This is a genomic window from Sporosarcina sp. FSL W8-0480 (assembly GCF_037963765.1).
Taxonomy (GTDB): domain Bacteria; phylum Bacillota; class Bacilli; order Bacillales_A; family Planococcaceae; genus Sporosarcina.
The window spans coordinates 844,426-861,700 of the sequence record NZ_CP150166.1 but is presented as its reverse complement, the minus strand read 5'-3'; the positions used below and the strand labels follow the sequence as shown (position 1 = coordinate 861,700).

General features: G+C 44.1%; 21 protein-coding genes. 8 read left to right on the top strand and 13 right to left on the bottom strand.

The features are described from left to right. The first annotated feature begins 1 nt into the window (after position 1). From NSQ43_RS04545 to NSQ43_RS04525, 5 genes are read left to right on the top strand one after another with little or no spacing between them, the layout of a single operon-like run. Entirely contained in the window at positions 2-343 is a 342-nt protein-coding gene (locus tag NSQ43_RS04545; RefSeq protein WP_339253396.1) for a Na(+)/H(+) antiporter subunit C, read from the top strand. After that, on the top strand, positions 336-1,820 hold the full coding sequence (locus NSQ43_RS04540; protein ID WP_339253394.1) for a Na+/H+ antiporter subunit D: 1,485 nt from the start codon (positions 336-338) through the stop codon (positions 1,818-1,820). The genes NSQ43_RS04545 and NSQ43_RS04540 overlap by 8 nt, the downstream gene beginning before the upstream one ends. A 23-nt stretch (positions 1,821-1,843) precedes the next feature. Beyond that, positions 1,844-2,326 (top strand): Na+/H+ antiporter subunit E, encoded by a 483-nt coding sequence (locus NSQ43_RS04535; protein WP_339253393.1) that lies wholly within the window; start codon positions 1,844-1,846, stop codon positions 2,324-2,326. Continuing rightward, positions 2,323-2,607 carry a Na(+)/H(+) antiporter subunit F1 gene (locus NSQ43_RS04530; RefSeq protein ID WP_339253391.1) on the top strand — a complete coding sequence of 95 codons (285 nt, stop codon included), beginning with the start codon at positions 2,323-2,325 and terminating at the stop codon, positions 2,605-2,607. The genes NSQ43_RS04535 and NSQ43_RS04530 overlap by 4 nt, the downstream gene beginning before the upstream one ends. Further along, positions 2,585-2,971: a Na+/H+ antiporter subunit G gene (locus tag NSQ43_RS04525; protein WP_339253389.1), complete on the top strand. Its 387-nt coding sequence runs from the start codon at positions 2,585-2,587 to the stop codon at positions 2,969-2,971. Before NSQ43_RS04530 ends, NSQ43_RS04525 begins: the two co-directional genes overlap by 23 nt. A 216-nt stretch (positions 2,972-3,187) precedes the next feature. Here NSQ43_RS04525 and NSQ43_RS04520 read toward each other — a convergent pair whose 3' ends face one another. After that, a complete protein-coding gene (locus NSQ43_RS04520; protein WP_339253387.1) occupies positions 3,188-3,895 on the bottom strand; it encodes a DsbA family oxidoreductase in 708 nt (235 codons plus the stop codon). A gap of 104 nt (positions 3,896-3,999) precedes the next feature. On the opposite strand from NSQ43_RS04520, the gene NSQ43_RS04515 reads away from it, so the two are divergent. Both NSQ43_RS04515 and NSQ43_RS04510 read left to right on the top strand, forming a co-directional pair. Beyond that, positions 4,000-5,376, top strand: coding sequence for an FAD-dependent oxidoreductase (locus NSQ43_RS04515; RefSeq protein ID WP_339253385.1), 1,377 nt, complete (start codon positions 4,000-4,002; stop codon positions 5,374-5,376). Between the two features lie 46 nt (positions 5,377-5,422). Beyond that, complete coding sequence (locus tag NSQ43_RS04510; protein WP_339253383.1) at positions 5,423-6,208, top strand: AAA family ATPase; 786 nt, start codon at positions 5,423-5,425, stop codon at positions 6,206-6,208. Between the two features lie 53 nt (positions 6,209-6,261). Here NSQ43_RS04510 and NSQ43_RS04505 read toward each other — a convergent pair whose 3' ends face one another. Both NSQ43_RS04505 and NSQ43_RS04500 read right to left on the bottom strand, forming a co-directional pair. After that, on the bottom strand, positions 6,262-7,188 hold the full coding sequence (locus NSQ43_RS04505; RefSeq protein WP_339253381.1) for a manganese-dependent inorganic pyrophosphatase: 927 nt from the start codon (positions 7,186-7,188) through the stop codon (positions 6,262-6,264). 38 nt (positions 7,189-7,226) lie between these two features. Then, entirely contained in the window at positions 7,227-7,670 is a 444-nt protein-coding gene (locus NSQ43_RS04500; RefSeq protein ID WP_339253379.1) for an Rrf2 family transcriptional regulator, read from the bottom strand. Between the two features lie 163 nt (positions 7,671-7,833). On the opposite strand from NSQ43_RS04500, the gene hmpA reads away from it, so the two are divergent. Then, positions 7,834-9,027: an NO-inducible flavohemoprotein gene (gene hmpA / locus NSQ43_RS04495; protein WP_339253377.1), complete on the top strand. Its 1,194-nt coding sequence runs from the start codon at positions 7,834-7,836 to the stop codon at positions 9,025-9,027. A 113-nt stretch (positions 9,028-9,140) separates the two neighbouring features. Here the strand turns inward: hmpA and NSQ43_RS04490 are convergent, their stop codons facing one another. The 10 genes from NSQ43_RS04490 to NSQ43_RS04445 all read right to left on the bottom strand — a co-directional run bounded on the left by NSQ43_RS04490 (position 9,141) and on the right by NSQ43_RS04445 (position 17,183). Then, entirely contained in the window at positions 9,141-10,196 is a 1,056-nt protein-coding gene (locus NSQ43_RS04490; RefSeq protein ID WP_339253376.1) for a hypothetical protein, read from the bottom strand. Positions 10,197-10,320: 124 nt separating this feature from the next. Continuing rightward, entirely contained in the window at positions 10,321-10,833 is a 513-nt protein-coding gene (locus tag NSQ43_RS04485) for a type 1 glutamine amidotransferase domain-containing protein (protein ID WP_339253374.1), read from the bottom strand. A 64-nt stretch (positions 10,834-10,897) separates the two neighbouring features. Further along, complete coding sequence (locus NSQ43_RS04480; protein ID WP_339253373.1) at positions 10,898-11,491, bottom strand: DNA-3-methyladenine glycosylase; 594 nt, start codon at positions 11,489-11,491, stop codon at positions 10,898-10,900. 215 nt (positions 11,492-11,706) lie between these two features. After that, positions 11,707-11,931: a hypothetical protein gene (locus NSQ43_RS04475; protein ID WP_339253372.1), complete on the bottom strand. Its 225-nt coding sequence runs from the start codon at positions 11,929-11,931 to the stop codon at positions 11,707-11,709. A 10-nt stretch (positions 11,932-11,941) separates the two neighbouring features. Then, the gene (locus tag NSQ43_RS04470; protein ID WP_339254797.1) at positions 11,942-13,675 is read right to left on the bottom strand and encodes an ABC transporter ATP-binding protein; all 1,734 of its coding nucleotides are present in this window, start codon (positions 13,673-13,675) and stop codon (positions 11,942-11,944) included. Between the two features lie 157 nt (positions 13,676-13,832). Beyond that, positions 13,833-14,348 (bottom strand): DNA topology modulation protein, encoded by a 516-nt coding sequence (locus tag NSQ43_RS04465; protein WP_339253370.1) that lies wholly within the window; start codon positions 14,346-14,348, stop codon positions 13,833-13,835. Continuing rightward, entirely contained in the window at positions 14,338-15,003 is a 666-nt protein-coding gene (locus NSQ43_RS04460) for a uracil-DNA glycosylase (protein ID WP_339253369.1), read from the bottom strand. The genes NSQ43_RS04465 and NSQ43_RS04460 overlap by 11 nt, the downstream gene beginning before the upstream one ends. A gap of 45 nt (positions 15,004-15,048) precedes the next feature. Then, positions 15,049-15,393, bottom strand: coding sequence for a DUF6054 family protein (locus NSQ43_RS04455; protein WP_339253367.1), 345 nt, complete (start codon positions 15,391-15,393; stop codon positions 15,049-15,051). Between the two features lie 206 nt (positions 15,394-15,599). Further along, positions 15,600-15,809 (bottom strand): hypothetical protein, encoded by a 210-nt coding sequence (locus tag NSQ43_RS04450; protein WP_339253366.1) that lies wholly within the window; start codon positions 15,807-15,809, stop codon positions 15,600-15,602. Between the two features lie 231 nt (positions 15,810-16,040). After that, complete coding sequence (locus NSQ43_RS04445; protein ID WP_339254796.1) at positions 16,041-17,183, bottom strand: MFS transporter; 1,143 nt, start codon at positions 17,181-17,183, stop codon at positions 16,041-16,043. Between the last annotated feature and the right edge of the window lie 92 nt (positions 17,184-17,275).

The following is a 17,275-nucleotide window of genomic DNA, read 5'->3' as shown; positions in this document are numbered from 1 at the left end:
GATGGAAACTTTAATAACGGTGCTCGTCGGCCTGCTTGTGACAATAGCTGTCTATTTGTTACTATCTCGCAATCTGATTCGCGTCATTTTAGGGACTGCCCTCTTATCACATGCTGCACATCTTCTTTTAATGACGATGGGCAAAGGATTGAAAAAAGGGAGCGCCCCGCTATTAGGTGAGAATGCAGCAAGCTATGTGGATGCATTGCCACAAGCTTTAATTCTGACAGCAATTGTAATCAGTTTCGCCGTCACAGCATTTCTATTAGTGTTGGCGTATCGTACATATAAAAAGACGGGGACTGACGACCTCTATGCATTGAGAGGGCTTGATGATGAATAATATTATAGTTATGCCGATGATCATCCCTTTAATGACGGGGATCATCTTGATTTTCTTACGAACACGCACGAATTCTCAACGTATTATCAGCATTTTGTCTAGTATTGCAACAATTGCTGTAAGTATAGTTATCTTAAATAGAATTCAGAATGAAGGTATTTTACGACTTGATTTTGGTGGTTGGTTGCCGCCATATGGCATTCTATTTGTAGCGGATTCGTTTTCCATGTTGCTTGTCATAACAACATCGATTGTGACAGGAATTCTTCTTATTTATGCATTTTCCTCAATCGGGATACAACATGAGAGTATGTTTTTTTATCCGTTTATCTTTTTCCTTGTAGCGGGTATTAACGGTTCCTTCCTGACTGGAGATCTGTTCAATCTATTCGTTTGTTTCGAAGTCATGCTGCTTTCCTCTTATGTTCTTATCACAATGGGTGGAAGGAAAATTCAGCTTGTCGAATCAATCAAATACGTTACGATCAATGTCCTATCCTCATGGTTTTTCTTAATCGGGATTGCGTATTTATATGGAACGGTCGGGACTTTGAATATGGCTCATTTATCCGTCAGGATTGCAGAGGTGGGACAAGGGCCGCTACTAACAGTGATCAGCTTGATGTTCCTGATTGTTTTCAGTCTTAAGGCTGGACTTTTGCTTTATTTCTGGCTTCCCGGCTCTTATAGTGCACCTCCGACCGTTGTTGCGGCATTATTTGGTGCTTTGCTCACTAAAGTCGGTATCTATGCGATGTTCCGCATGTTCACGCTCATCTTTTATCACGAAACAATCATTACTCATACCGTAATTGGAATCATGGCGATATTGACGATGATAGGCGGCAGTATCGGCGCACTTGCGTATAACGATATCCGGAAAATCGTTTCATATAATGTTGTAATTGCCGTCGGTTTTATATTGGCAGGTCTTGCCATGTCTTCCGAAATCGCGTTCGAGGGAGCTATTTATTATTTAATACATGACATGATTGTAAAAGCTTTGTTATTCCTCATTGCAGGAACGGTGATCTATTTGACAGGAAAATCCAAAATTGAGGAGATGAGTGGTCTAATCCGCAACTACCCTATGCTTGGCTGGTTGTTTTTCATCACGATGCTATCATTGACCGGAATTCCTCCGTTAAGTGGGTTCATCAGCAAAGTGTACTTAGGGCAAGGAGCAATTGAAACTGGCTCCTATCTGTTGTTGGCAGTAGCCTTTATGTCCGGTATCTTCGTTCTGTACTCATTATTGCGCATTTTCCTGAATTGTTTCTGGGGTGAGACGATTATTAATGAGGATGACGATGTGCCATTGAAAAAAGGGATGCTCATTCCGTGTATCCTGTTTGCAATCATGACAATTGCAATCGGGATCGGGGTTGAAGGACTTGCCCCTTATGTGAGTGATGCTGCACGCACACTTATGAACCCTGATATCTATATAGAAGCTGTTTTACAAGGAAATCGTTAAGCGGAAAGTTGAGGTGGAGTTTGATGCCAGCCCAGTTATTACTGAATCTGTTCATCGCTTTTTTATGGATGACGTTAATGGATGAAGATGAATTGAAATTCACGACTTTCTTTGCCGGTTTCCTTGTCGGAATTGGAATTATCTTTTTCATGCACCGCTTTTTCGGTACCCAATTTTATTTGCGGCGGTTAGTTAAAACCATTAAATTACTTTTCATTTTCATATCAGAATTGACACAGTCAAGCATCGTTGTCTTGGGACAGATTTTAAGCCCCAAATTAAAAATAAAGCCAGGAATCTTTAAATACGAGACAGTCCTAAAAAGTGATGTAGAAGTGACGATGCTGTCCCTTCTTCTTACGTTGACTCCGGGTTCTGTCGTTATGGAAGTGTCCCCTGAAGGCAATACACTATATATCCATGCGATGGATGTAGAGGAGTCCAAAGCAGGTTTGATCAAGCAGCTAAAAAACTTTGAAAAAGCGATCATGGAGGTGACACGATGATTGAGATGATGCTGATGGTGTCACTTATCCTTTTTTCTATCACGATTGCCATTGCGATCATTCGGATTGTCCTTGGTCCTTCAATGCCTGATCGTGTCCTTGCGCTTGATATGATTGGTGTGAATTTGATCGCAACGATTGCGGTAGTCTCGATTATTTTGAAGACAAAGGCCTTTTTAGAAGTTATTTTGATATTAGGGATTCTTTCATTTATTGGGACGATCGCCTTTTCGAAAGCAATTGAAAGGGGGGTCATCGTTGAGCGTAAACGTGATCGGTGAATTTATAGGTGCGCTATTGATTTTGATGGGTGGGATTGCGAGTGTCATTAGTGTGTTCGGGCTTATTCGATTGCCGGATGTGTATACGCGCTCTCATGCGGCGACAAAGAGCTCGACACTTGCTGTATTGTTGACTCTTTCGGGAACTTTTTTGTATTTTTTGTTCCGTGAGCAGTTTGTTAGTGTACGTGTTCTGCTTGGTATTGTGTTCGTTTTTCTTACGGCTCCGGTGGCAGGTCATTTGCTTGTGAGGGCTGCTTATCGTTCGAAGGTGAAGTTGGCGGATATTTCGACGGAGGATGCGTTGAAGGAAGTTTTATATAAGGATGAACTAAAAAACGACGGTGTTAGCGATAAAAGCTAACTCCGTCGTTTTTTATTATAGACAACATACTGTTGATTTCCGCTTCGGGCGACGCTTTCCGCGGGCATGGCTTCAGCCTCCTCACTTCGCTACGCTTCGTTGCGGGGTCTTCAGCTCATGCTATTCCCGCAGGAGTCGCCGCCCTACGCTTCAATCAACGGTGCCACCCTTCACCTGCAATTATGTTTTTAATGAGTTAAGTGAAGACTGAAACCTTCAAATTTCACAGTTGTCGTCTGTGCAGAGGCCTTGGCCCTCTTTGCCTAATACTGTCAACTGGGGTTGGATTCCTTCTTCTGCCGCTACTTTTCTCAATGCTTCCTCGAAGGCTTGCGCTGGTTGTGCGCCTGAGATTGCGTATTTACGGTTGATGACGAAGAATGGCACGCCTTGCACACCGATTTGTCCAGCTTCGGCGATGTCTTTTTTCACTTCATCAGAAAACTCATCAGATTGAAGCATTTGTTGAACGCGTTCCTTTGAAATGCCTACTTCTTCTGCAATGGCAATCAATGTTGACTCGTTTCCGATGGCCTCTCCTTGGACGAAATAACCTGCCATCAGGCGCTCAGATACAGCGTCAGCTTTACCCTCCTGCTCCGCTAACTTAGCAAGGCGATGGGCATTGTATGTGTTTGCCACTTTCATGCCTTCGACATCGTAATTAAGTCCCACCGTCTTCGCCTGCTCCGCGACATTTGCCATCATCCGCTCTGCTTCTGTTAGGCTGATTCCAAATTTCTTTGACAAACCTTCCACCGCTGATCCGTTTGCCGTCACCGGAGTATTCGGGTCCAACTGGAATGCCTTAAATACCACTTCTGTTTGACCTGTTAAGTTTGTAGACTCTATCGCTTCTTCCAATCTTCGTTTGCCGATATAGCAAAACGGGCAAACATAATCTGACCAGACTTCTATTTTCATGATTAACAACCACCTTTCCTTTCTTATTTTAGAATTCATTTAAACTGGCAACAATGAATATGCCTGCTTATGTTGTTATTGAAGAATCTATTGGAGGACTGAGCATGAATCATTCACTTTGGCTAAAAACCGCCTATCCGCGGGATTCTTACCCCGCTTTAAATAAGGATATATCGTGTGATGTCTGTATTATCGGGGGAGGATTAAGTGGAATTGCAAATGCCTACTTTTTGGCGAAAGAAGGAGTGGATGTCGTTTTATTGGAAAAGGATGAGATTCTTGCCGGAGCGACAGGTAATTCAACTGGCAAACTGACATTACAGCATGGCGTTGTTTATGCCGATCTAATTAAAAAATTCGGCCGGGATAATGCGAAGTTTTATTTTGAAGCTAACCGCGCTGCTGTACTATTTGGAAAAAGCTTTGCCATTGGTGATGAACTATGGGATGCAAATTCGGTCCTCTATTCCCAATCGAAGAATGGAACTGACCTGCTTCACAGTGAAAAACGGGCCTATGAAGAGATCGGCATTGCAGCCGAATTAGGAAAAGACAGTGAACTGCCGCTGAAAACTGAGGCCACGCTTACGATTAAAGACGAGGCTCAGATACATCCTATGCGATTTGGCCAGCATCTTGCGCAACTATCAGTTAAAGCAGGTGCACGCATATTCGAGAATACGAATATCCGCTTAATGGATTTGAAGAAAAAGCACCTTTATACAAATTCTAATATTGAAATACAATTTAATAAACTAATATTGTGTACACATTATCCGTTGGAGGCTTTACGGGGATTGCAATTCCTAAAGTTGACGGTCGGCAGATCATATTTAGTTTCCACTGCTGCCAATATGCCTTTACAGGGACAATATATTTCGGTTGACACACCAAAACGATCTGTACGGACTGCGTTCATCGATGGAAATGCCCATTTCCTATTATCCGGGGAGGAACATCGCGCAGGTGTGGATAAGGGGACGCAAATACATTATAGAACGTTGGATTCGGAGTTAAAATTCGTTTACCAACTTGACCCCTTACAGGAAAAATGGTCCGCACAGGATCCATCGACACCTGATCTTATTCCATATGCTGGTCCCATTTCGAAAAGTATGCCCTATGTCTACATTAATACAGGTTTTAGAAAATGGGGTCTGTCGAATTCCCTTGTCTGCGCAAGAATCATCAGCGATCAGATTATCGGCAAGGAAAACAAAGCAAGCTCATTATATGCACCTGACCGCACTGGATTCGGCTCCTTTCTCATACAAGCATTAAAAAATTCGGGACTTGTGCTAAAAGAATTTTCGGGCGGACATATCAAAAGAAAAGATTCGCCGATTTGCACGCATATGGGGTGCAGGACGAGGTGGAATGAGGCAGATGAGACATGGGACTGTCCATGCCACGGCTCCCGTTTCAGAAAGGATGGCTCAGTGCTTGAGGGGCCAGCAACGAAACCGTTGGATTTAGGATAGGCACTTTCGTTTGTTTTCGGTATACTGTCCAAAAGGGGTGACGTGCATGTCCTTGCGGAAAATCATACGTAAACAGGAAACGGTTGATGAGCGCTACCCGTTTAGTCTGGATCTTATACGTAATTTCGATACACTTGTCCTTGAATCACCCGTCACGATTATTGCGGGCGACAATGGCAGTGGGAAGACGACACTTCTTGAAGGGATAGCTGCCGCCGCTAACAGCATCCTCATTAGTGGTGAGCATATGGAAAAGAATCATACGCTCTCCCCTGCTTTCGATCTGGCAGATGATTTGAAACTGATCTGGGATGTGAAAACGAATAACGGATTCTTTTTTAGGGCCTCCGATTATAAAACGTATACGAGGAGCATTGCGATCATGCGTGAAGAGGCATGGGCAAAAATGGAGGAAATTAAACAGCGGGACCCTAATAGCCTGGAAATCCTCCCCTATGCAAGAACGTATTATGAACTGCAAAGTCTTTATGGGGATGGCCTTGAAAAAAGATCCCATGGTGAAAGTTTTTTTGACTTATTCCAAGCAAGATTCCGCCCAGGCGGCTTTTACATACTTGATGAGCCCGAAGCACCTTTATCCCCGCAAAACCAATTGTCGCTTCTTGCCATGATACACGATATGACAAAGGAAGGTGCTAAATTCCTTATTTCGACGCATTCCCCAATTTTCATGGCATACCCAGACGCCGATTTATATGAAATTCGGGATGGCGTCCTTATCCAATCCAACTTCGAAGAGATGTCCCACGTCCAGTTGACACGGGAATTCCTGAACGCCCCCGAACGTTTTTTACGTCATTTATTTGATTGAAAAAGAAGCAGATGGGATATGATGCACCTCCCACTGCTTCTTTTTTGAGTGTATTATTTTAATGCTTCAGTCAACACTGGTACGATTTGTTTCTTCCTTGAAACGACACCTTTAAGCACTGCAGTATTGTCCATCAATGCTACATTGAACGCAGCACAAGCCCTTTCTGCGGCCTTTCCAAGTGCAATAACAGTTGAATCATTGTTTAGGATATCTGTAACTGCGAACAAGAAAAGGTCCAACCCTTTTTCCTCGATGATGCTGTTCAATAGAACTTCAATCTCCGCCTGACGGCTCATTACGTCATTGACATCTATGGCATTCACTTGTGCGATTTCAACTTTTGCTCCGCCCATCTCGAACTCTTTTGCATCCAATGATACAAGCTCTTCAAGAGACTTCCCGCTCAAGTCTGCACCCGCCTTCAACATTTCGAGGCCATACACTTCTGCGTCAACATCCGCAATTGCAGCCAATTCTTCAGCAGCCGCACGGTCTTGTTCTGTGAACGTTGGCGATTTGAATAAAAGTGAATCGGAAATGATTGCTGAAAGCATTAGTCCTGCAATGTTCTTTGGAATTTCAACTCCATGTTCTTTGTACAATTTATTCAAAATCGTAGCTGTACAGCCAACCGGTTCAGCACGGTAATACAACGGATCCGCAGTTTGGAAGTTAGCGATTCGGTGATGGTCGACAACTTCGATAACTTGTACATCATCAAGATCGTCAACGCTTTGTTGTTTTTCGTTATGGTCTACAAGTATAACTTGCTGTGCTTCAGGTGCAGCTTTTTCGATTAAGCGTGGTGCCTCAAAACCAAATTGTCCTAATGCATACGCTGTTTCTCCCGAGATGGAGCCCAAACGGACCGCCTCAGCGTCCATTCCAAGTTGCTGCTTTAGATAAGCATAACTGATCGCCGCCGTAATGGAATCGGTGTCAGGGTTTTTATGTCCAAATACTAATACTTTGCCCATTTAAATCCTCCTACATATATAAATTCTACTATATTCTATCATAAAGGCTTGCCGAACAATATCGCGGCAAGTTCATCTTTATTCACAATGAAATCTGCAATTGTATACTTGTCCAAAACTGCAAAATAAGCGACAAGCGCTTCCTGCAGTGCACCTTTTAACCGGCAAACTGGAGAAAGTATGCATCGATTCCCATCTGAACTGAAACATTCCACAAGATAAAAATCATCCTCAGTTTTCCGCACAAGTTCTCCTACATTTATCTCTTCAGGTTTCAATTTCATGCGGATACCTCCTCCGCGACCACGTACTGTTTCAATCAATCCCATCTTCCCCAATTCATGGACGACTTTCGTTAGATGGTTTTTCGAAATCTGAAATTGGTCAGAAATTTCCTGAATGGTTGATAACTCGTTCTGTTCCTTCGCTCCAAGGTATATTAGTACACGTAATGAAAAATCTGTATATAAGGTTAACCGCATAATTTCACCGCCATTCTCCAACCTATTATAACGATTATGTCTGTATCGTGAAAGAAATGTGTCTAAAATCTTACATCACCACTTAAGATGCATTTTAGATATAGCTTTAGAAAGACTAATCGTTTATTGTGGAATTAACAATACAGGAAAGGTTGTGCATTTAATGTTATCACAAGAAACAATCGACATCGTAAAGTCCACAGTACCCGTGCTTGAACAACATGGAAAAACAATTACAACCGTTTTTTATAAAAATATGTTCGCGGCTCATCCTGAGCTTTTAAACATTTTCAATCATGCAAACCAATCAAAAGGACGTCAACAAACTGCCCTCGCAAACACGGTTTACGCAGCTGCAGCTCATATCGACAACTTAGGCGCAATCATCCCTGCAGTTGTTCAAATCGCACATAAGCACCGCTCTTTAGGCATCCAGAAAGAACATTATCCAATCGTTGGATACCATCTTCTTGGAGCTATCAAAGAAGTTTTAGGAGACGCAGCAACTCCAGAAATCATTGCAGCTTGGGGTGAAGCGTACCAAGTTATTGCTGATGCATTTATCGGCATCGAGAACGAAATGTACGATGAAGCAGAAGAAACTGAAGGTGGTTGGAGAACATTCAAGGAATTTGAACTGGTTGAAAAGGTTCCGGAAAGTGAAGTTATTACTTCCTTCTATTTCAAACCTGTTGATGGCAAAAAGCTACCGACTTACAAACCAGGTCAATACATTACTGTACGGTTCCAAATCCCTGGAGACGAATATACAATTAACCGTCAATATAGCTTGTCACAAGCGCCAGAAAACGATACATTACGTATTTCTGTCAAACGCGAGGACGAGTGCAATCCGCATGGTAAGGCTTCTGTTTACCTTCATAACAGCTTGAATGTCGGTGACAAAATCGAAATCAGTGCTCCTGCAGGTGATTTCTACCTTGATACAGAAAGCACAACACCAGTTGCATTGGTCAGCGGTGGTGTAGGTATCACTCCTATGATGGCGATGTATCAAACCATCGCAAAAACAACACCTGAGCGCACGGTTGCATTCTTGCATTCAGCTCGTACACGTGGTCACCAAGCGTTCCACAAAGAGTTGCAAGCGATGACTGAATCTCTTCCAAATGCAAAATACGAAGTGCTTTATTCTGAAGAGGGCGATGGATTCATTAACCGTGAATTCCTTGCGAAGCATGTTTCTGAAGGCAGTGACATTTATGTCTGCGGTCCAACTCCGTTCATGCAGGCGGTTATTTCTGCATTGGTTGCAAACGGTGTAACTGAGGATAAAATCCACTTCGAGTTCTTCGGACCAGCTGAAGAATTGCAATGGGAACTCGCGACTAATTAAAAACGAAAACTGTTGATATTCACTTCAGGCGGATGCTTTCCGTTTCAATCAACGGAAATTCCTTAAATAAAAAAGGTGACATTTCGCATTTACATACGAAATGTCACCTTTTGTTATCTTCTTACCTTTTTTGGCATTCTAAATGAAGTGATGATTAAGATCACCGAGAGGAGCAATCCTAAATAACCGATCCACGGGTAGAAGTATGCGACTAACAATTTGAAACGTAAGAAGCTTAGTCCGAAGCCGATAAGTAATGTGATGAATACAAACATCTTGAAATTCCTTGTCCCGGCTTTGGTAAACCGTGCTCCAAACGCATAGAACATGCTGACGGCTGTATTGAAAATCATCCCATATAAAATGAAAGCCATGAAAATGGCGAGAATCGGTGATATTTCATTGATGATTGCGAGCATCGGCAAATCTACATCCGCAATTGTCTTCACTTTCGAGAAAATTGCCAAATGGCTAAGGAGAATCAGGATGCCTAACCCAAAACCACCGATAAGTCCACCTAAAGCGGCAGTTTTCTCATTCTTCTCTTCTCCACCCATCACTAACGACATGGAAGCACCTACAGCGATGTTAAACGATACGTAATTGATGGCAGAGATGAACCAGTTCGGCAATGTTGTTGGTACTTCATTAGCCAAAACATCAAGTGAAGCAAAAGATTGATCCATCGTCAGTAAACAATAGACCGATACAACGATAATCGAAAGTATAAGAAATGGGGTGATGCTTCCGATAATAGCTACCACTTCATCAACATTCATGAGGATTGAAATGAAGATTAATGCGACCATTAACAAACTTCCTATAACCGGAGGCACACCAAATTGCTGTTCCAAATTGGAGCCTGCCCCGGCAATCATAACGACACCGACGCCAAACAAAGTGAAAATGATAATATAGTCAATGAGGATGCCTAAAAAACGACCGCTAATTTTATAGATGACATCCTTATGCGAGGTTGCGCGCATCCTGCTGCCAAGTCTCGTTAAAACCATTCCCAAATAAGCAAACAAAGCAGTGGATAGTATCGCAGCTGCAATCCCCATTATTCCGAAGCTGGTAAAGTATTGTAATATCTCTTGTCCTGATGCAAAGCCAGCTCCGACGATAATTCCTATAAACGCGCTAGCTATTTTAAGTACCTTTTTCAAAAATCCACTATCCTCCTTACGTTTAACAACCGATACTATGTTATGTATGTATGGACAAGGTCATTCTTCATGATAGTAATAAAAAAAGAAGGGAGAAAATACACTGATCCCCCCTCTATCTTATTCATCCCAAGAGTTTAACTGATTCACGTATGAAAGCAGGGATGTCTTCTGGAGTCCTGCTGGTTACTAACTGATTTTGACAAACCACAACTTCTTTATCCGCATACCTAACCCCTGCGTATTCCATATCCACTTTTATGGATTTATAACCTGTAGCGTCTCTGCCCTCTAATGTTTTCGCAGTGATTAATAACTGTGGGCCATGGCAGATTGCGAAAACAGGCTTTTTATCATCCATAAACTTTTTTGCAAATTCTACAAATCGATCGTCCGCTCTTAGCTGGTCTGGCGAGAATCCTCCCGGAATGAAAAGTGCATCATAGTCTTCAGGGGAAGCTTCGGCAATTCCCACATCGATCTTCACAGTAGTATCTCCTTGTTTTCCTTTCACTTCTTTCCCGGCTTCCTTCTCGATTGTAACGACCTCATGGCCCGCCTCTTGAAATGCTTTCGCCGGCTCCGTATACTCGGAATCCTCGAATAGATCTGTGATCACTGTAGCTATTTTAGCCATTTTTCACTCATCCTTTCAAATAATGCTTTCCCTACTACTATTCCACCCTCGTTCACAGCTAAACTTAAAGGCGGTATTTTGAGACATAAGGATTATCCTTCTCAAAAAACCTCCAAGGATAATGGACGGCTTCACCTGTGTTGCCAATCCCAACACGAGGACCCGCTTCTATTTCCTTAGCCCCCGGCCCGACAGCTATGAACAGCGGCTTGTCCGACCAATGATGACCGTAATACTTCATCGTGACGCCAAGCGCTTTTGAAAGCTTTCCTGGCCCATTCGTCCAATCTTTCATCTTCAATTTCGGACCACGATTATCCCGCATCATTTCAAGTCCGTCAACAGGCTCCGCCGCCCGGATCAGCACCGCATGTGGCGTTCCAATCGGTCCACTGACAACATTCATCAATGTATGTGTGTGCATTTGATAAGTATAAACGAGGCCTGGTGCACCAAACATGACTTCTGTCCGTTTCGTCCGGCGGTTTCCAAAGCTATGTGCGGCACGATCTTCTGGCCCATGGTATGCTTCCGTTTCCACAATTCGCGCGGCTATGGTACCTTCCGGCTGCTCATGCACAATATATTGGCCGACCAGATTTCGTGCAAGTTCAAGGACAGGACTTTCGAAAAAGCCTTTATCAATCGGTTTGTACAACTGAATCCCTCCGTTAGCACCAATTCCTTCATCACTATAGGATAGCCTCTTTATGTTGAAATGAATCCTTTTCGGGGTGATTGAGAACTTTTGTCGGGGAAACGAGAACTCTTTTAGCACGAATGAGAACTCTTTCGGCGTATACGCGAACTCTTTTTGCCTAAAGGAGAACTCCTATTTTAAAAAACGTATCCGAAAAAATCGGATACGCCTCTTCATATAAGCTTAATAAAAGAAACTACAAAAATTAAAGTTAGTACGACAATTCCGAGGATCGACACGATTTTAGTATATTTAATCGCTTCATCCGAAACCTCAGGCTGTTCCTTATACATCCATCTCTTCCCCCATAACATTGCATCCTCCGGGTTAAAAACCTGCCATATAAGAATTAAAAAAAGTGGTATACAAATTATGAAAAGAAAAATCCATTCCGCCATGTCGTCCCCCCTATCTCAACCCCTGGCCTTCCGCAAACTCACGGTACAACTGGTGGGAGTTGAATAATTCATCATGCGTACCGATCCCCGTAATCCGCCCAGCTTCGAGGAAAATAAGCTGGTCGGCGTCAATAACGGTCGACAACCGATGGGCAATGATGAGCGTCGTCCGTCCTTGCATTAATCGTTGCAGTGCCTCCTGGACATGCGTTTCAGATCCGCTGTCCAAATTGGAAGTCGCTTCGTCAAGCAACAGAATCTCGGGGTCATGCAAAAGCGCACGCGCGATTGCGATCCGTTGGCGTTGTCCCCCCGAAAGCTTCATGCCCCTTTCACCAACAAGCGTTTCGAAACTATCCTCCATCGCCTCGATAAACTCTAACGCATTCGCTGCCTCCGCAGCTTTCTTCACCTCATCCATTGAAGGCCGGATTTCCAAGCCATATGCGATATTATCCAAAATCGTTCCACTCAATAAAGGGCTCTCCTGCGACACATAACCGATCCGCTTTCGCCATTCAGACAACGCAATGTCCGAAATCGGCGTTCCACCAATTGAAATAATGCCCGATGTCGGTAAATAGAACCGTTCAATGAGCGAGAATATCGTCGTCTTTCCACCTCCGCTTGGGCCGACGAACGCAGTGACCGTCCCTGGATTTGCCCTAAAAGCAACCCCTTGAAGAACATCCTTCCCGCTTTCATATGAGAAATCGACCGACTCGAATTGAATGCTGCCGGCAGGGACGACAGATTTACCATTCGCAGGCTCACTCTTCATCCTTAAAATCTGCTGAATTCTTTCTGTAGCACCGACGGCCTTTTGGAAAATCGTAAACACTTGTGCCATTTGTGCAAACGGAATGATGATCTGGAACATAAGAAAAATGATTGCGACAAGCGTCCCAGGGGATAAATCACCTTTCGATACTTGCGCCCCGCCGTATCCAAGAATCACTACTAAAATACTCATCATCACAAGCGTCATGACCGGTGAAATGATTGCTTGGATTCTTGCCTCTTTCAAACCGAATGAAAATAGCGAACGAATCGCATTTCCACCCTTCTCCCCTTCATTCCGCTCCGCCCGATACGCCTTCACCAAACGAATATCACCTAAAACACGTCCAAGATGACCCGAGAATTTAGCCATCTCTCCCTGAGTCGCCTTCGCAATTTTATGCATGATCCTTCCAAGCGGCATGATGATTGCTAAACTAATTGGAATGCTGACCAACATAATAAGCGTCATCTTCCAGTCAAGATACAACAGTATTGCAACCGCACCGATAACCGAGATAATTCCCGTAATGAATGACACAAGATGATCCGACACCAATTGCTTCAGCATCGTAGTATCCTGAGTAATCCGGCTCATCGTCTCCCCGGTTTCATTTTCATCGTAATACGTGACCGGAAGCCGCAGCACTTTATCCCATAACTTATTCCGAAGATCCGCGACGATTGTTTCACCAATATACGCAAGCAAATAATATGAAACGCCACCCAATACAGCCTGTAACACGAATACGGCAAATAAGAATACGGCAGTCTTCCAGTCAAAAGACGCCGCAGATAACGAATCTACAAGCTGACGTGTCACTAATGGAATCGCTAAACTTGCCGCCGTAGAAAATAAAGCAAGAATGAGCGCAATTACCGTAATTCCCTTCGGCCACCTCAGTTGCCGCAATAAAACAACGAATTCCTTCATCGACCCTTTTGTCTTCAACTCTTTTTCCATCTTCAATCCTCATTTCTCCCAAATACGCATAAAACGTTCTAAACACTCATAAAAACTCCAAATAGCTCATAAACTTCGATAGATGCGCATAAATACCGCGAAAAGCTCATAAACTCACACAAACACGCATAAACGCAGTGCATTCACAAAAATCTCACTATCTCACTCTTTCAAACGTTCCCATCCAACTCTCCACTTCACGCGGCGACTTCAACACAATCACTTCCGCAGCGCTACGCTCAAGCATTTCATAAACTCCCGGCCGCTTCTTTTTCGGATACGTCCATATGAATTTCACAAAATCCCAATCTACCTTTTCCTCGCAGCCTTCCGCCATATCAGGCCTTGTCTTCCCCCTATACATCCACCGCCGTTTGAAAATCCGTGCCAAGCAAAGATAGTTCGGAAAGTCGAGGAAGATGATTAAATCAGCATATCGGGCCCGCATCTCTATCGTGGAGTTAAAATTACCATCGATAATCCATGCGGGCTTCTCCAATTCGGTTTGCAATTTCTCTCTAAATTCCGGTTTCGGTGTAGGCACCCATCCTTCATTCCAAAACAGTGCATCCAAATGTAGGACGGGCAATCTTAGACGTTCCGCAAGTTCGACCGATAACGTCGATTTCCCCGCCCCACTACATCCGATGACCAAAATCCGATTATACTCCACTTTCCCCAGCCCCAATTCTCTTCAGCATCTTACCAATCGCCAACCAATCCGCATCCAAGTCCGGCCTATGCGAAGGCCGGTAAAAGACCGCCGCCGGATGGAATGTCGGCACAATTCGATACAGTCGATCCGTCCACTCAAACGTCGTACTATCCAGATCAGGAAGGTATTGAATCGGCCTCTCTAACAACTGCCCGTGTAGCTCCGTCACTTTCGCTTCCTTGCCAAGCAATCTCTGTAATCCAAAATTGCCCAGTGCGACAATCAATTTAGGCTCGATGTTCGCTAGTTCATAATCGAGCACGGGGGCATGCGCCAAGATCTCTTTCCTTGTCGGTGGCCGATTATACTTGCGCTGTATCATCGTGCCGTCCCGTTCACGCTTTTCGCCCCATTTATACGGCCGGCTTCGGACAGTACTCGTTATATAAACATCATCACGCGTCAATCCGATCGAATCGAGCGACTTCATCAATTCCTTGCCTGCCCTGCCGATGAAAGGGATTCCATCCACGGCCTCGAATTCCCCTGGAGCTTCGCCAATCAGCATGAGTTCCGGCTTCTGTGGACCCTCCCCGTAGACAAACCCCTCCACCGGAAATCCTTTAATCCTCTCCCTGCCAAGTTCGGCTATCGATTCAGGTATTCGAAACATCGACACACTCCCTTTCAGCGTTGTACAATTTTAGTTTCCTATTCATTATCCCCCAATGATGTATTCTTTCAATGCCCGTTCCACACTTGTTGCAAAACTATTTCCAGCGCCCCAATCGAATCGAAAGAAAACACCTTCCGAACTACCTGCAGCAACAACATGGACACGCGTTACTCCTTCAAAATTATCTATCGTCGCCGTGACCGATGCCCGGTTATTCGACCGCATATAATACTTCTCCATTATTAGAACATGCACTTCAGATGAATTAGTTGTCCTCACATAATGATCGACCAATGTCCCGCTTATGCTGCCACGTAGGATTTCGGATTCAATTGTGTTTGCCGCTTCTGTCGGAGAGATTTTCACCGTAAATTCTTTGACTGACATTTCAACATCCCCCTTTTCTCTATATGTTAAATACGTATTGTCATGAACAGAAGTTTCAGTTTGTTGGAATATATAAGGAAGAGGGAGGGAGGTGGGTGTTGAGCACAGAAGTGCGGATGTTGAGCGCTAAATATAAATCTTGAGCGCGAAGTGCGGATGTTGAGCGCTAAATACAGATCTTGAGCGCGAAGTGCAGATGTTGAGCGCTAAATACAGATCTTGAGCGCGAAGTGCGGATGTTGAGCGCTAAATACAAATCTTGAGCGCGCGGGTAGATTCTTGAGCGCTAATTCGATTTCTTGAGCGCGGAGGAAAATTCTTGAGCGCGGATTCGGTTTCTTGAGCGCGGGGGCAGATTCTTGAGCACGGATTCGGTTTCTTGAGCGCGGGTGGAACTTCTTGAGCGCTAAATACAAATCTTGAGCGCGAAGTGCAGATGTTGAGCGCTAAATACAAGTCTTGAGCGCGCAGTGCGGATGTTGAGCGCTAAATACAAATCTTGAGCGCGGGTGGAACTTCTTGAGCACAAAATGCAAATCTTGAGCGCGGGTGGCGCCCTTAAGCACAAAGGACACTTTCTTGAGCACAGTTCCATACCGCTATTACAAAAAAGACCGACGCCGATTATGAATGGCGTCGATCCGAGTTTATTCCAATTCCAATTGTTTGGTTTCAGTTCCTAATATGATTACGGCGAGTACGCCTATAATAATCGCACCACAGAAGATGCCGAAGATTATACCGAACCCGTAACCCGCTGTTAAAAGCCAGCCGACTAACAACGGTCCAAAAATCCCACCGATTCGACCAACTGCCGCCGCCGTGCCCGATCCTGTAGCCCGTACCGCAGTCGGATATTGTTCTGGAGAATAGGCGTAGAGTGCTCCCCATGCGCCTAAGTTGAAGAATGAAAGGAACGCACCGAATACAAGAAGCATTGTTAGTCCCTCTGCATTACCGAATAGAAGTGCGCTCACAGCTGTTCCAATTAAATATGTTGATAGAACAAATTTACGTCCTGCCCTCTCGATAAGCCATGCAGCGGTGAAATAGCCCGGCAACTGTGCCAATGTCATTATAAGAACGTATTTAAAACTGTGGATCATATCGAACCCTTTCATGACCATTACACTTGGCAGCCATAGGAACATACCGTAATAAGAGAACACGACCGTGAACCATACAATCCAAAGCATTGTCGTCTTGCGTGCATATTCTTTCGACCAGATGAGTTTCATCTTTGTACCAAATGATTGCTTCGGTTTACCCTCCCTTTCGAATTTCGGAGAGTCTGGCAAATTTCGTCTTAAATAGAGTGCATAGAATGCCGGAAGTGCAGTTAGGATTAGGGCTATACGCCAACCGTACTCGGGAATGATAAAATATGCTATTAACGCCGCCACAAGCCATCCAGCTGCCCAGAAGCTTTCTAATAACACAACAACCCGGCCACGCTCTTTCGCGGAAACACTCTCCGAGACGAGTGTTGAAGCAACAGGTAACTCCCCACCTAACCCTGCTCCTACGAAGAATCGCAAAATAAGGAATAAGGCCAACGTTGTTGTCAGTGCCGATAATCCGCTTGCCAATGAAAAGAGTACAAGCGTTATCATGAAGACGTTCTTCCTTCCGATTCGATCCGCCAACAGGCCGAATCCAAATGCCCCAATTGCCATACCGATTGAATTCACACTTCCAATCCAACCCATTTCAGCCGGGGATAGATGCCAATCAACCGCGATGGCCGCGATAACGAATGATAAGATTCCAACATCCATTGCATCGAACATCCAGCCGGTACCGGAGATAACAAGTAATTTATTGCGAGAAATTTCATTTTTTGTTGTTTTCACAATTTGTCTGCCTTTCCCTGTAGAGTAAT

Excerpts from the sequence above, each read along its gene's own strand:
- NSQ43_RS04545 (WP_339253396.1), top strand. The coding sequence starts at position 2 with ATGGAAACTTTAATAACGGTGCTCGTCGGCCTGCTTGTGACAATAGCT.
- NSQ43_RS04515 (WP_339253385.1), top strand. The coding sequence starts at position 4,000 with ATGAATCATTCACTTTGGCTAAAAACCGCCTATCCGCGGGATTCTTAC.
- NSQ43_RS04485 (WP_339253374.1), bottom strand. The coding sequence starts at position 10,833 with ATGGCTAAAATAGCTACAGTGATCACAGATCTATTCGAGGATTCCGAG.
- NSQ43_RS04475 (WP_339253372.1), bottom strand. The coding sequence starts at position 11,931 with ATGGCGGAATGGATTTTTCTTTTCATAATTTGTATACCACTTTTTTTA.
- NSQ43_RS04455 (WP_339253367.1), bottom strand. The coding sequence starts at position 15,393 with ATGTCAGTCAAAGAATTTACGGTGAAAATCTCTCCGACAGAAGCGGCA.
- NSQ43_RS04460 (WP_339253369.1), bottom strand. The coding sequence starts at position 15,003 with ATGTTTCGAATACCTGAATCGATAGCCGAACTTGGCAGGGAGAGGATT.
- NSQ43_RS04505 (WP_339253381.1), bottom strand. The coding sequence starts at position 7,188 with ATGGGCAAAGTATTAGTATTTGGACATAAAAACCCTGACACCGATTCC.
- NSQ43_RS04470 (WP_339254797.1), bottom strand. The coding sequence starts at position 13,675 with ATGGAAAAAGAGTTGAAGACAAAAGGGTCGATGAAGGAATTCGTTGTT.
- NSQ43_RS04540 (WP_339253394.1), top strand. The coding sequence starts at position 336 with ATGAATAATATTATAGTTATGCCGATGATCATCCCTTTAATGACGGGG.
- hmpA (WP_339253377.1), top strand. The coding sequence starts at position 7,834 with ATGTTATCACAAGAAACAATCGACATCGTAAAGTCCACAGTACCCGTG.
- NSQ43_RS04500 (WP_339253379.1), bottom strand. The coding sequence starts at position 7,670 with ATGCGGTTAACCTTATATACAGATTTTTCATTACGTGTACTAATATAC.
- NSQ43_RS04520 (WP_339253387.1), bottom strand. The coding sequence starts at position 3,895 with ATGAAAATAGAAGTCTGGTCAGATTATGTTTGCCCGTTTTGCTATATC.
- NSQ43_RS04530 (WP_339253391.1), top strand. The coding sequence starts at position 2,323 with ATGATTGAGATGATGCTGATGGTGTCACTTATCCTTTTTTCTATCACG.
- NSQ43_RS04535 (WP_339253393.1), top strand. The coding sequence starts at position 1,844 with ATGCCAGCCCAGTTATTACTGAATCTGTTCATCGCTTTTTTATGGATG.
- NSQ43_RS04510 (WP_339253383.1), top strand. The coding sequence starts at position 5,423 with ATGTCCTTGCGGAAAATCATACGTAAACAGGAAACGGTTGATGAGCGC.
- NSQ43_RS04445 (WP_339254796.1), bottom strand. The coding sequence starts at position 17,183 with ATGTTCGATGCAATGGATGTTGGAATCTTATCATTCGTTATCGCGGCC.